The 12,716-nt window shown below is 69.4% G+C and carries 13 protein-coding genes; 7 read left to right on the plus strand and 6 right to left on the minus strand.

Annotated features, from left to right (window positions below; all coding sequences use genetic code 11):
- The first annotated feature begins 112 nt into the window (after window positions 1-112).
- Both H0X90_RS15930 and H0X90_RS15935 read left to right on the plus strand, forming a co-directional pair.
- Window positions 113-931 carry an IclR family transcriptional regulator gene (locus H0X90_RS15930; protein WP_006490799.1) on the plus strand — a complete coding sequence of 273 codons (819 nt, stop codon included), beginning with the start codon at window positions 113-115 and terminating at the stop codon, window positions 929-931.
- Between the two features lie 146 nt (window positions 932-1,077).
- Window positions 1,078-1,716: a 2-hydroxychromene-2-carboxylate isomerase gene (locus tag H0X90_RS15935; RefSeq protein WP_006490810.1), complete on the plus strand. Its 639-nt coding sequence runs from the start codon at window positions 1,078-1,080 to the stop codon at window positions 1,714-1,716.
- A 30-nt stretch (window positions 1,717-1,746) separates the two neighbouring features.
- Here the strand turns inward: H0X90_RS15935 and H0X90_RS15940 are convergent, their stop codons facing one another.
- On the minus strand, window positions 1,747-2,730 hold the full coding sequence (locus H0X90_RS15940) for a LysR family transcriptional regulator (protein WP_077188709.1): 984 nt from the start codon (window positions 2,728-2,730) through the stop codon (window positions 1,747-1,749).
- 101 nt (window positions 2,731-2,831) lie between these two features.
- Between H0X90_RS15940 and H0X90_RS15945 the strand changes: the two genes are divergently transcribed.
- Window positions 2,832-4,064 (plus strand): MFS transporter, encoded by a 1,233-nt coding sequence (locus H0X90_RS15945; RefSeq protein WP_062885625.1) that lies wholly within the window; start codon window positions 2,832-2,834, stop codon window positions 4,062-4,064.
- A 427-nt stretch (window positions 4,065-4,491) separates the two neighbouring features.
- Complete coding sequence (locus H0X90_RS15950; protein WP_048987776.1) at window positions 4,492-5,184, plus strand: phosphatase PAP2 family protein; 693 nt, start codon at window positions 4,492-4,494, stop codon at window positions 5,182-5,184.
- A 99-nt stretch (window positions 5,185-5,283) separates the two neighbouring features.
- On the opposite strand, the gene H0X90_RS15955 is transcribed toward H0X90_RS15950, so the two are convergent.
- Together H0X90_RS15955 and H0X90_RS15960 are read right to left on the minus strand one after the other, a co-directional pair.
- Window positions 5,284-5,943: a glutathione S-transferase family protein gene (locus H0X90_RS15955; protein ID WP_060265523.1), complete on the minus strand. Its 660-nt coding sequence runs from the start codon at window positions 5,941-5,943 to the stop codon at window positions 5,284-5,286.
- Between the two features lie 125 nt (window positions 5,944-6,068).
- Window positions 6,069-7,139, minus strand: coding sequence for an MBL fold metallo-hydrolase (locus tag H0X90_RS15960; RefSeq protein ID WP_006496188.1), 1,071 nt, complete (start codon window positions 7,137-7,139; stop codon window positions 6,069-6,071).
- 278 nt (window positions 7,140-7,417) lie between these two features.
- Here H0X90_RS15960 and H0X90_RS15965 point away from each other — a divergent pair, with 278 nt between their 5' ends.
- Together H0X90_RS15965 and H0X90_RS15970 are read left to right on the plus strand one after the other, a co-directional pair.
- A complete protein-coding gene (locus H0X90_RS15965) occupies window positions 7,418-8,323 on the plus strand; it encodes an HTH-type transcriptional regulator ArgP (protein ID WP_006490811.1) in 906 nt (301 codons plus the stop codon).
- A 163-nt stretch (window positions 8,324-8,486) separates the two neighbouring features.
- Entirely contained in the window at window positions 8,487-8,699 is a 213-nt protein-coding gene (locus H0X90_RS15970; RefSeq protein ID WP_006480352.1) for a DUF1059 domain-containing protein, read from the plus strand.
- 104 nt (window positions 8,700-8,803) lie between these two features.
- Here the strand turns inward: H0X90_RS15970 and ltaE are convergent, their stop codons facing one another.
- The 3 genes from ltaE to H0X90_RS15985 all read right to left on the minus strand — a co-directional run bounded on the left by ltaE (window position 8,804) and on the right by H0X90_RS15985 (window position 10,823).
- Complete coding sequence (gene ltaE, locus H0X90_RS15975; RefSeq protein ID WP_034203185.1) at window positions 8,804-9,817, minus strand: low-specificity L-threonine aldolase; 1,014 nt, start codon at window positions 9,815-9,817, stop codon at window positions 8,804-8,806.
- A gap of 117 nt (window positions 9,818-9,934) precedes the next feature.
- On the minus strand, window positions 9,935-10,486 hold the full coding sequence (locus tag H0X90_RS15980; protein WP_060211038.1) for a YMGG-like glycine zipper-containing protein: 552 nt from the start codon (window positions 10,484-10,486) through the stop codon (window positions 9,935-9,937).
- 13 nt (window positions 10,487-10,499) lie between these two features.
- Complete coding sequence (locus H0X90_RS15985) at window positions 10,500-10,823, minus strand: hypothetical protein (RefSeq protein ID WP_006487960.1); 324 nt, start codon at window positions 10,821-10,823, stop codon at window positions 10,500-10,502.
- A 469-nt stretch (window positions 10,824-11,292) separates the two neighbouring features.
- Here H0X90_RS15985 and H0X90_RS15990 point away from each other — a divergent pair, with 469 nt between their 5' ends.
- The gene (locus tag H0X90_RS15990) at window positions 11,293-12,705 is read left to right on the plus strand and encodes a cytochrome ubiquinol oxidase subunit I (protein ID WP_006487971.1); all 1,413 of its coding nucleotides are present in this window, start codon (window positions 11,293-11,295) and stop codon (window positions 12,703-12,705) included.
- Window positions 12,706-12,716 lie beyond the last annotated feature (11 nt).

Raw genomic sequence — 12,716 nt, forward strand, 5'->3', positions numbered from 1 at the left:
CGTCGGACGGGCGATAAGCGGGGTATACCCGTGAAATCGCGTTTTTTTGGAACTTGTGTTCTGCCAGATAGAACGATATAGTCGACCGACCCATCATTCGAAGGAAGCAGCAGTGCCGAGGAATCCAGCAGTTCACGCCGGCGACGCATCCGATCCGGCGACCGAGGAAGCATCCAGCGGCGTCGCCGTGCTCGACCGTGCGTTCGCGATCCTCCGTGCGTTCGGCCAGACCGACGACCGGCTGTCGCTCGCCGAGTTGTCGCGCCGCACCGGGCTGTACAAGAGCACGATCCTGCGCCTGCTCGCCGCGCTCGAGCATGGCGGCTTCATGCGCAAACTCGACGACGGCCAGTACGCGATCGGGCACGAGCCGTTGCGGCTCGCCGCGCTGTACCAGCGTTCGTTCCGTGTCGGCCCGGTAGTCGAGCCGCTCCTCGAGACGCTGAGCCGCGAACTCGGGGAAACGGCATCGTTCTACGTGCGCCAGGGCGACGTGCGCTCCGTGCTCTATCGCGTCGAGCCCGCGCGGGCGGTACGTGTTTCGATCCGCGTCGGCGAGGAGTTTCCGGTCGGCCAGGGCGCCTCGGGGAAGGTGCTGCTGGCCTTCACCGACACGCAGGACGCCCGCTGGCACGACGTGCGCGAACAGCTGTGGGCCGCGTCGTACGGCGAGCGCGACCCGGAGACGGCATCGGCGTCCGTGCCCGTGTTCAACGCGGCCGGCGAATGCGTCGGTGCGTTGACGGTGTCGGGCCCGAAATCGCGGCTCGCCGCCGCGCCGGCGATGACGGCGGCGCTCGCGATGCTGCTGCCGCTCGCGCAGAAGGCGACCGTCGCGCTCGGCGGCGCGGGCGCGCGCTACGACGCACCCGCCGTGCGCGACAGTCTCGCGCGGCTCGCGTCGTCAGCGGACGACACGGTCCGCTCGTAGGGCGTCGTCCGCATCCCGGCAGGTGACGCGGCAGCATGAAAGGCAACCGCATGCGACACTGGCCGCCGATGCACGCAGCGCGTCGTTCACCGGCACCGCGCCGCGCGTGCAACCGTCAACCGGACCCGCACGAGGAGACACCCGCGATGAACGCCGCGCGCACCGCCACCTGGTATTTCGATTTCGTTTCGCCGTTTGCCTACCTGCAACAGGAACAGTTCGACCGGTTGCCGCCCGCCGCCGCGTTCGAGCCGCGGCCGATCGTGCTCGGCGCGCTGCTCGCGCACTGGGGCCAGAAAGCGCCGGCGGAGATCGCGGCCAAGCGCGTGTTCACCTATCGCCACGCGCAATACCGCGCGGACAAGCTCGGCATCGCCTTCCGGATGCCGCCCGCGCACCCGTTCAATCCGATCAAGCCGCTGCGCCTCGCGATCGCGATGGGCAGCTCGCCCGACGCGAACCGGCGGATCTTCCGGCATATCTGGCGCGACGGCCAGGACGTATCGACGCCGGAAGGCTTCGCCGCCCTGTGCGAAGCCGTCGGTTTTCCGGAAGGTGTGACGGCCGTCGACGCCCAGCCGGTCAAGGACGCGCTGCGTGCGAACACGGATCGCGCGATCGCCGACGGCGTGTTCGGCGTCCCGACCTTCGTACTCGACGGCGACCTGTTCTGGGGCGAGGACGCGACCGACATGTTCGTCGACTGCGCGACGTCGCGCGCGTGGCTCGACTCGCCCGAGGTACGCCGCATCAGCGCGCTGCCGGAAGGCATCCGGCGCGGCTGACCGCGAGTCGCCACCGGCGCGCCGCCCGCGTCAGCCGTCGCGCCCTTCGACGAGCGCCGGCACGGCTTCGCGCATCATCGCGACGAACCGCACGAGCCGCGACGGATAGAACTGCGCATGCGGATAGGTCAGGTAGACGGGCAGCGGCGCGGCCTGCCACTCGGACGCGAGGTGCACGAGATCGCCGCGCGCGAGATCGCCGGCCAGCAACCATGACGATCCGACGCACGCGCCGACGCCCAGCAGCGCCGCGCTGCGCAGTGCATACAGGTTCGCGGTCGTGATACGCGGGCGGATCGCGAGGCGCCGCGTGTCGCCGGTGGCCGCATGCGTCAGCAGGAGTTCGTTGCGGTAGTACGTGCGCAACGCGAGCCACGGCAGTGCGGCCAGCGCGTCCGGGTCGGCCGGCACGTCGGCGCCGTTCAGCACGGACGGCGCGGCGACCACGAAGCGCGGCACCTTGGTCAGCCGGATCGCGACCACGCCCGGATCGGTCGGCTCGCCGACCTGGATCGCGCAATCGATGCCGCTGCCGACGAAATCGCGCACCTCGTCCTGCAGCAGCCACTCGACCGACACGCGCGGATAGTCGCGCAGGAACTGCGCGAGCGGCACGACGAAACGCTCTTGCCCGAACGCGTGCGGCACCGCGACCCGCAGCAGCCCGTCCGGCTCCTCCTGCGCGCCGCGCAAATCGGCCTCGAACGCCGCCCAGCTCGCCAGCAGCTCCTTCGCCCGCTTGAAGCACCGCTCGCCGTCGACGGTCAGCCGCATCGCATGGGTCGTGCGTTGCAGCAGCCGCATGCCGAGCGAACTTTCCAGCGCCTGCAGCCGGCGGCTGATGGTCGGCTGCGTCGTATGCAGTTGCACGGCCGCCGCCGACAGGCTGCCGGCCTCGACTATGCGCACGAAGGTTTCCATCAGCTCGAAACGATAGCCGGCGCCGTCCACCGGCACCGTCTGAATGCGCGGAGACCCGCCAGCAGCGGGAGAGGAGGAGGATTTTTCGGTCATGCGTGCAGCGTATAACAAATCTGCGCAAGGCGGCACTACCGTCGCCGGCCGCGTGCCGCCACACTCGCGTCCATCCCATTCTTCAACCGAGGATGTACGCGATGTCCACCCCTGCCCGTCTCGATACCGCGCCCCGCGTGGCGCACGCTCCGGCCCATCCGGCCGCCCATTCGATGCCCGATCGCCGGCTCGTGCTGCTGCTCGCGGCCGCCGCCGGCCTCGGCGTCGCCCCGCTCTACTACGCGCAGCCGATGCTCGGCGCGCTCGCACCCGATCTCGGCGCGTCGGCGCGCGCGATCGGTTTCGTGCCGACGCTCACGCAGCTCGGCTATGCACTCGGCATCCTGCTGCTCGCGCCGCTCGGCGACCGCTTCGACCGACGCCGCGTGATCGTCACCAAGGCCGCCGCGCTGGTCGTCGCGCTGCTGCTGGCGGCCGTCGCGCCATCGCTCGGGCTGCTGCTCGCGGCGAGCTTCGCGATCGGCCTCGCCGCGACGATGGCGCAGGACGTCGTGCCGGCCGCCGCGACGCTCGCGCACGACGCGCATCGCGGCCGCATCGTCGGCACGGTGATGACCGGGTTGCTGCTCGGCATCCTGCTGTCGCGCGTCGTGGCCGGGTTCATCGCCGAGACGGCCGGCTGGCGCGCGATGTTCGCGCTCGCGGCGGTCAGCGTCGCCGCGATCGGCGCCGTGGCCGCACGCGGGTTGCCGCGTTTCGCGCCGACCACGCAGCTGCCGTATCGCGCGCTGATCGGCTCGCTCGGCGCGTTGTGGCGCGAGCATTCGGCCCTGCGCCGCGCCGCCCTCGCGCAGGGGCTGCTGGCCGTCGGCTTCAGCGCGTTCTGGTCGACGCTCGCGGTGATGCTGCACGGTGCGCCGTTCCATCTCGGCAGCGCGGCCGCCGGTGCGTTCGGCCTTGCGGGCGCCGCCGGCGCGCTGGCCGCGCCGATTGCCGGACGCCTGGCCGACCATCACGGCCCCGAGCGCGTCACGCGCATCGGGATCGGCATCGCGACGGCGTCGTTCGCGTCGATGGCCGCCGCGCCGCTGATGTCGCCGCATGCGCAGCTCGGCCTGCTCGCGGTCGCGACGATCGGCTTCGATCTCGGCGTGCAGGCGACGCTGATCGCGCACCAGTCGATCGTCTACCGGATCGATCCCGCGTCGCGCAGCCGCCTCAACGCGGTGCTGTTCGTCGGCATGTTCATCGGGATGGCGGCCGGCGCCGCGCTCGCCAGTTCGTTGCTCGCGCAACTGGGCTGGAATGCGGTGACCGCGCTGGCCGTCGCGACGTCGCTGGCCGCGCTCGTCGTGCGGATGTGGCGCAACTGAGATCGGGCGTCGCGTAGCACCGGCGGGCAAGCCCACGAGGCTTGCCCGCTTTTTTTATATTTTTGATCGACGCGCGCATGACGCCGCGCCGCCCGGCAGCTTCGCACCATTCCGGCACGGCAATCGTTCATCCGGCGCAAGGTCCGCACCGGCCGGTCGAATTGTCCAGTTCACCCAAATATTTTTCCGGCGTTCGTGCAGGTCCGCACGCAAACATCGGATGATTCGACCCTGCCGCACCGTACGGCGCGTTGCCATCCGGCCCCACCACCGAGCCCGGTGCATCAGGGGATTCCCGGTATTTTTTCGCATTTTCTTCGAAATAACGGGTGACATACTTGCCCCCCGTTGCGCTCCGTGCGAGCGCGCTTTCCGATCCAGCCGGCCGCCTGTCATGCGCTGCGCGTCCGCCCGGGTCGCACAGGACATGAACGATTTCGACACCACGATCCAGATCTTCCTCACCCACGTGACGTTCGGCCCGTTGATGAATCACGCGATCCGCGTGATCGCGGGCCTCTACACGTTCAAGGGCTTCGTGCTCATTCCCGTGCTGTGCTGGCTGTGGTTCCAGCCCGGCCCTAACCGCGAACGGCAACGCGAACGGGTCGTCGCCACCGTCGCGAGCGGGCTCGTCGCGCTCGCCGTCGGCCGCGTGCTCGCCCAGGTGCTGCCGTTCCGCGTACGGCCGATCTACAACCCCGACCTGCACCTGCACTTTCCGTCGGCCGGACTGCGCGCGGCGACGCTGCAGACATGGAGTTCGTTTCCGAGCGATCACGCGATGCTGTGGATGGCGATCGCGACCGGCATCTTCATCATCGCGCGCCGCGTCGGCATCGTCGCGCTGCTGTATTCGGTCGTGTTCATCTGCCTGCCGCGCGCGTATCTCGGCTTTCACTATCCGACCGACCTGATCGCGGGCGCGGCGATCGGCATCGCGATCGCGTGGCTGCTGACGCGCGACGCAATCCGCTCGCGCTTCGCGCCGCAGGTGCTGGAGATGATCCGGCGCTTCCCCGCGCCCGCCTATACGCTCGCGTTCCTGCTGTGCTTCGAGTTGATCACGCAGTTCGACGAACTGCTGACGCTCGCGCAGTCGGCCACGCGCACGATGTGACAGGCCGCCGCGCAATGGTGCTGCTGCTGTCGTTCCGTCGCCCCGGCGCGCGCTGCCGGCCATGCGCGGCGGCCGCGCGCCGTGCGACGGCCGCACCCGTCAGTCGCGATCAGGTGCACCGAGCGGAAAGAACGAACGATACGGCCGCGCCTCGTCGACCGCCCGCGCAAACGACGGCCGCGCGAGCAGACGCTGGCGGTACGCGATCACGTTCGCGAACGCCGGATCGATCCGGTGCGTCCAGTCCGCGTAGAACAGGAACGGCGCCGCGCCGCAATCGGCGAGGCTGAAATGGTCGCCGGCCGCCCATTCGCGCTCGGCCATCGTCCTGTCGAGCCACGCATACGACGTCTCGAGCATCGCGCGCGCATCGGCCACCCCGCGCGCATCGCGCTCGGCTTCCGGCCGCAGCGCATCGAACACGACCTTCTGCTGCGGCGTCGCCACGTAGTTGTCGAAGAAGCGGTCCATCGTCCGCACCTCGAGCGCGGCGCGCGGATCGTCGGGCAGCAGGCGCACCGGGCCCGGATGGTTCAGGCCGAGATATTCGATGATGATCGACGCCTCGATCACCGTGCGGCCCGCGTCGACGAGCACCGGGAAGCGCTTCAGCGGCCACAGCGCGGCCAGTTCCTGCATCGGCTTCGGGTCGTCTTGCGCGAGCACGCGATAGTCGAACGGCGTGCCGTTCTCGTATAGCGCGGTCAGCACCTTCTGGCAGTAGGACGAAAAGGGATGGGCGTAAAGCGTCGGCATCATCGTGGGGTCTCTCTGGGTTTCGGCGCCGCGTCGTGCGGCGCCACGTGATCGGATACCTTGACGACGAACGGCGCCCGGCCGTTTCGACATCGGTCCGACATTTTTTCGAAGGACTGCCTGGGCCGCTACGATCGGCCGTCCATCACGACACGCCCTTCCGCGCGCCAGCGCAGCATCCCGCCGCCGAGATTCGCGACCGCGTCGAAGCCGGCCTTCCTGAGGATCACGGTCGCCTGCGCGGAGCGCCCGCCGGCCCGGCATACGGTCACGACCGGCCGGTCGCGCGCGATCTCGCCGGTGCGCGCGGCCAGTTCGCCGAGCGGGATCGGCGTCGCGCCCGGCAGATGGCCGAGCGGACCGGTGAATTCGTCCGGCTCGCGCACGTCGACGACCTGCACGGCCGGCAGATGATCCTCGAGCCATTGCGGATCGATTTCCCAGAAGCCGGCGAACGTATAGACGAGCGGCGCCCAGTCGGCTGCCGCCTGCGCATCGGGCGCGTTCGCGGCGACCCCGCACTGCAGGTTCGCCGGCACCGCGACGTCGATCTGACGCGGATGCGCGAGCCCGAGGTTGCGCATGTAGCCCGCGAAATCGTCCTCGCTGAGATCGCCGCCGAGGCGCGGGTTGAAGCGCCGCTCCTCGCCGACGCTCGTCACCGTGAGCCCGCGATAGTCGTGCGCCGGGTACAGCAGGCACGCGGCCGGCAGCGTGAAGAGCCGGCCGTGCACCGCGCGATACAGCGCGCGCGGGTCGCCCTGCTGGAAGTCGGTGCGGCCGGTGCCGCGGATCAGCAGGCAATCGCCGGTGAACGCCATCGATTCGTCGTCGAGCACGAGGCTGATGCAGCCGCTCGTGTGGCCGGGCGTCGCGCGCACGGTCAGGTAGCGTGAACCGAACGCACAGCGGTCGCCGTCGTTCAGGTAGCGGTCGGCGCCTTGCGCGCCGCTCGCGGCCGAGATCGCGATCGCGCTGCCGGTGCGCTGCTTCAGCAGCCAGGCGCCCGTCACGTGATCGGCATGCACGTGCGTGTCGACGGTCGCGACGAGCCGCAGCCCGAGTTCGTCGAGCAGCGCCGCGTCGCGGCGTACCTGCTCGAACACCGGATCGATCAACAGCGCCTCGCGCGATGCGCTATCGGCGAGCAGATACGTGTACGTCGACGATTGCGGGTCGAAAAGTTGCCGGAAGATCATGGCTCGGTTGCTCCGTCGCTTGTTCTTCAGTGGAGTGTAGCCGGGCTCGTGTGCCGCCTGTCGTCGTCGGGCACCGGCATCGGCATGACGACATCGCCGCCGCGTTTCGCGCATGCATACAGCGTAGATCAAAATGCCCGCGCCGCCGCGCCCCCATTCGCGGCAACCGATTCCGACGACGAATCCCACGGCGGGACGATTCGCCGCGCCGGGACGGCGGCCCACGCTGCCTTACACTACGGCCTGTTCTCGTCTCCGCTCACAGGAATGCCCCCGACATGTCGATGACGATCGATCCGAAGCAGGCCGCCGCGCTGCTGGCCGTCGCCGACACCGGCAGCTTCGAGCAGGCGGCCGTGCGCCTGCACGTGACCGCGTCCGCCGTCACGCAGCGGGTCCGCGCGCTGGAAGCGAGCCTCGGCACGCCGCTCGTGCTGCGCACGCGGCCGTGCCGCCCGACGGTGGCCGGACAGCGCGTGCTGCAGCACCTGCGCCGCGTCGCGCTGCTGCAGGCCGACCTGCAGAGCACGCTCGCGACCGAACGCGAATCGCCGATCTCCGTGACGATCGCGCTGAACGCCGACAGCCTCGGCACCTGGTTCCTGCCCGCGCTGACGTCCGTGCTCGCCGGCGAGCGGATCCTGTTCGAGCTGATCGTCGAGGATCAGGATCACACGTTCGCGCTGCTGGAAAGCGGAATGGCGGTCGGCTGCGTGACGACCGAGCCGAAGCCGATGCGCGGCTGCATCGCGACGCCGCTCGGCACGATGCGCTACCGGCTGCTCGCGGCCGCCGCGTTCGCGGTGCGCTGGTTTCCGCGCGGGCTGAACCGCACGAGCGCACGCAAGGCCCCCGTCGTCGCGTATTCGCGGCGCGACACGCTGCAATCGTCGTTTCTGAAGGAGAAGTTCGGGCTGCCGGACGGCGCCTACCCGTGCCATTACGTGCCGGGCACTCATGCGCACTTCGCGGCCGTGCGGCACGCGCTCGGCTACGCGATGGTGCCGGAGCCGCTGATCGGCACCGCACCGCTCGATACGCAGGGGCTCGTCGATCTCGCGCCCGCGCATCCGACCGACGTCACGCTGTACTGGCACGCGTGGACCGTGCAGTCGCCGACGATGGCGTCGCTGTCGGAGCGGGTCGTCGAAGCGGCGCGCCGGTTGCTCGCGCCGCTGCCGTAACGCGCCGGCAGCCGCGCCGGCGATCGATACGGTCGGCCGGCGCGATACGCACTCCGACGAGAAAGTCGGCCGCGCCGCCTATACTTTTTCCATCGGCCTCGCGAACGCGCCGCGCGGCCGATCGTCCAGGTCCGGCCGTTCCCTTTCATGTGAGGAGAACATCATGTCCCGCCGCTATATCGATTGCCGCGAGTTTCCCAGCGCGATGCATTGCTCGGTCGCGATTTCCGCCGACTCCGACAACGAACTGCTGGAGGCCGCCGTGCAACACGCGGTCTCGGTCCACCAGCACACCGACAGCGCCGAACTGCGCACGCAGCTGAAATCGCTGTTCCACGACGGCACGCCGCCCGCCGACACGCCGCGGCAGGCGTAATCCGCCGGCACGGCAACGATCGACCGACGACGCGCCGCGTCAACCCTCCGCGTCCTGCGTCATGCCACGTCGCGCCGGCCCGTCGCCGGCCGACGCACTCCGCTTCACGCGCGCCGCTGCGAGAAGTACTCGCCGACCGCGCCGAGGAACGTGTCGATGTCCGCGCGCGACACGTCGCAGTGGGTGACGAAGCGCGACGCATACAGCATCTGCGTGAGAATCCCGCGTTCCTTGAGCCATGCCTCGAGCGGCGCGCAATCGGCTTCGGGGAATTGCGCGAACACCATGTTCGTCGCATGCGACAGCACCTTCACCGAGTCGATGCGCGCGAGCCCTTCGGCGAGATGCGCGGCATTCGCGTGATCGTCCGCGAGCCGCTCGACGTTGTGATCGAGCGCATACAGGCACGCCGCCGCGAGAATGCCCGACTGCCGCATCCCGCCGCCCAGCACCTTGCGCCAGCGCTGCGCGCGCTCGATCAGCGCACGGCTGCCGACCAGCACCGAGCCGACCGGCGCACCGAGCCCTTTCGAGAAGCAGATCGACACGGTGTCGAACGGCGCGCACAACGCGGCGATCGGGCGACCCGATGCAACCGCCGCATTGCAGACGCGCGCGCCGTCGAGATGCGTGGACAGCCCGCGGCTGCGCGCGAACGCGACGGCTTCCTGCACATAGCCTTCCGGCAAGACCTGGCCGCCGATCGTGTTTTCGAGCGCGAGCAGGCGCGTGCGGGCAAAGTGATTGTCGAGCGGCTTGATCGCCGCAGCGATCTTCGCAAGCGGCAGCGTGCCGTCCGGCGCGTTCTCGATCGGTTGCGGCTGGATGCTGCCGAGCACGGCCGCGCCGCCGCCTTCGTACTTGTAGGTGTGCGCGAGTTGGCCGACGATGTACTCGTCGCCGCGCTCGCAATGCGACATCAGCGCGGCCAGGTTGCTCTGCGTGCCGCTCGGGAAAAACAGGCCGGCTTCCTTGCCGGCCCGCTCGGCCGTCACCGCCTGCAGGCGCAGGACGGTCGGGTCGTCGCCCCAGACGTCGTCGCCGGTTTCGGCGGCGGTCATTGCAGCCAGCATCGCCTGGCTCGGACGTGTCACGGTATCGCTGCGTAAATCGATCATCGCTGTGCCCTGAGAAAACGCGAGCCGGCATCCCTGCGTCCGGCCCTGCCGAAAACGAGACTCAGAGTGTACGCAATTCACGCAGCGCGTGCCGATGGAGGCACGCGATCGCGCGGATCAGTATCGCGGCGGCGGCGGCTGGACGCCCGCCGGCGGCATCGGCGGCGCCGCGCGCGGCGCCGTGCCGTATCCGCTACCGCCATACCCGCCGCCGCTCCCCCCGCTCATGCCGCCCGGCACCGGCACACGGTTGCCGGTCGCATACATGCACTGCAGATACGCATAGTCGTAGCGGCGCTGAACGTCGTAGGCCGAACCCTGCGCGGCGCCCGCACCGACGACGCTGCCCGCGAGCAGCCCCGCGCCCGCGCCGACCGCCGCGCCGGTGCCGCCGTTGAACGCGGCGCCGGCCGCCGCGCCGAGCGCGGTGCCGACGGCCGCGCTGCCGACCGCGCTCGCGGTCGACGCCTGCCCGGCGCTCGCGCTGCCCGATTGCTGGAACGCATACTGCCGGCAACTGCCGTCATCCGCGCGGAACTGGTCGAACGACTTGCCGGTGCCCGGCAGCGCCATCACGCTCGGCCCGCTCGGCAGGTAGGCGCACGCGCCGAGCAGCGCGGCCAGCGCCAGAACGGCCGGCACGCGCAGCGGTCGAAATACGGTGTTCATCGTCGCGCCTCCGTCATTGCGGCCGCGCCGGCACCGCGCGCCAGCCCGACTTGCAGGTCTTCACATGCGGGTAGTAATGCTTCGACGCGTCGCAGTAGTACCAGAGGTCCGCGTCGCCGTCGTCCTGCGGCTGCCCCTTCTCGACATACTCGGGCGGCGGCGGAGCGACCGGCACCGCGACGACGGGCGGCGGGTAGTAGTACGGCGCAGGGACGACCGGGGCGTAATACGGGTAGCCGGGGCCGATATAGACCCCGACCCGGGCGGCATGCGCCACGCCGCCCGTCGCGACCGCGAGCGCGGCCGCCGCGCCCAGCGCGAGCTTCAATCCATTCACGTCACGTTCTCCGGCAGGCCGGTTCGGCGATCCGAACCAGGCATCCCGAACGCTACGCCGCACGCGCTCGGGGATCCATTACGGGCCGGCGCGCGAATGTTGCGCGACGTTACCCGTGTGACAGACGCCCCGCCCGTTCGAACGCTCGCGTTACGCGTTTAACGCATCGAAACCGATCGCCGTCCCGGCACACGGTTTTCGTCTGCGCAAAACCGTTCCGATGACGCGACGCGCCATATTGACGCACGTGCGTCAGACCGCCACGCCGCGACCGCGCGCGCCGCGAACGACGTTCTTGATACGAATCAACGATTTATCCCGAAATCGCGCGCGACGGACTGGACATCTGCGACGAGTTGGCGCATTTCGCGGTGCAACATCGCGGCACATACTCCAGCCAACCCCGACGCCTGTCCGCCGGGGTCCGCCGGCACCCGCCGGCGGGTATCGTCAGCCTCGGTCATCTGGTATGGACACCGCACTTTCGGCCCTCGATCTGGCCCGCCTGCAATTCGCGTTCACCGTCTCCTTTCACATCGTCTTTCCGGCGCTGAGCATCGGCCTCGCCAGCTTCATCGCCGTGCTCGAATATCGCTGGCTCAAGACCGGCAAGCAGTACTACAAAACGCTCTGCCTGTTCTGGTCGAAGATCTTCGCGGTCGCGTTCGGGATGGGCGTCGTCTCCGGCGTCGTGATGAGCTATCAGTTCGGCACCAACTGGTCGGGCTTCTCGAGCTTCGCCGGCGCCGTCACCGGCCCGCTGCTGATGTACGAGGTCATGACCGCGTTCTTCCTCGAAGCCGGCTTCCTCGGCATCATGCTGTTCGGCTGGAACCGCGTGAGCCCGCGCGCGCACTTCGGCGCGACGCTGATGGTCGCGATCGGCACGCTAATCTCGACGTTCTGGATCCTCGCATCGAACAGCTGGATGCAGACGCCGCAGGGCTTCGAGATCGTCGACGGCCGCGTCGTGCCGACCGACTGGTTCGCGATCATCTTCAACCCGTCGTTCCCGTACCGCCTGTTCCACATGGCGATCGCCGCGTTCATCGTCGCCGCGCTGGTGGTGGCCGCGACGGGTGCGTGGCACCTGCTGAAGGGTCGCCGCGACAAGGGCGTGAAAAAGATGTTCTCGATGGCGCTGTGGCTGCTGCTCGTGCTCGCGCCGCTGCAGGCCGTGATCGGCGACCAGCACGGCATCAACACGCTGAAGCACCAGCCCGCGAAGATCGCCGCGATCGAAGGGCTGTGGGAAACCGAAAAGGGCGGTACCGCGCTGAACCTGTTCGGCATTCCGGACATGCAGGCGGAAACGACCCGCTACGCGGTGAAGGTGCCGCACCTCGGCAGCCTGATCCTCACGCACAGCTGGGACGGCGAGATCCGCGGTCTGAAGGACTTTCCGCCGGAAGACCGCCCGAATTCGACGGTCGTGTTCTGGAGCTTCCGGATCATGGTCGGCCTCGGCTTCGCGATGATCGGCCTCGCCGCGCTCGCCTGGCTGCTGCGCCGCCGCGGCCGCCTGTATGAATCGAAGGGGTTCCAGCGCTTCGCGCTCGCGATGGGCCCGACCGGTTTCGTGTCGCTGCTCGCGGGCTGGGTGACGACCGAAGCCGGCCGCCAGCCGTGGGTCGTGTATGGCGTGAAGCGCACTGCGGAAGCCGTGTCGCCGCTGTCGGTGCAGCAGGTCAGCCTGTCGATGATGACGTTCGTGATCGTGTACTTCCTCGTGTTCGGCACCGGCGTGTACTACATGCTGAAGCTGATGAAGGCCGGCCCCGCGCTGCCCGACGTCAAGCACGACGACGAACCCGATACGCGCCCCGATCACACCGCGCGCCGCCCGATGTCGGCCGTCGACGAGCTGATCGAGACCGTCTGAGCCCATTCCTT

Origin of the sequence: Burkholderia sp. 9775_39 (assembly GCF_015712225.1) — a bacterium.
In the GTDB taxonomy this organism is placed as follows: domain Bacteria; phylum Pseudomonadota; class Gammaproteobacteria; order Burkholderiales; family Burkholderiaceae; genus Burkholderia; species Burkholderia cenocepacia.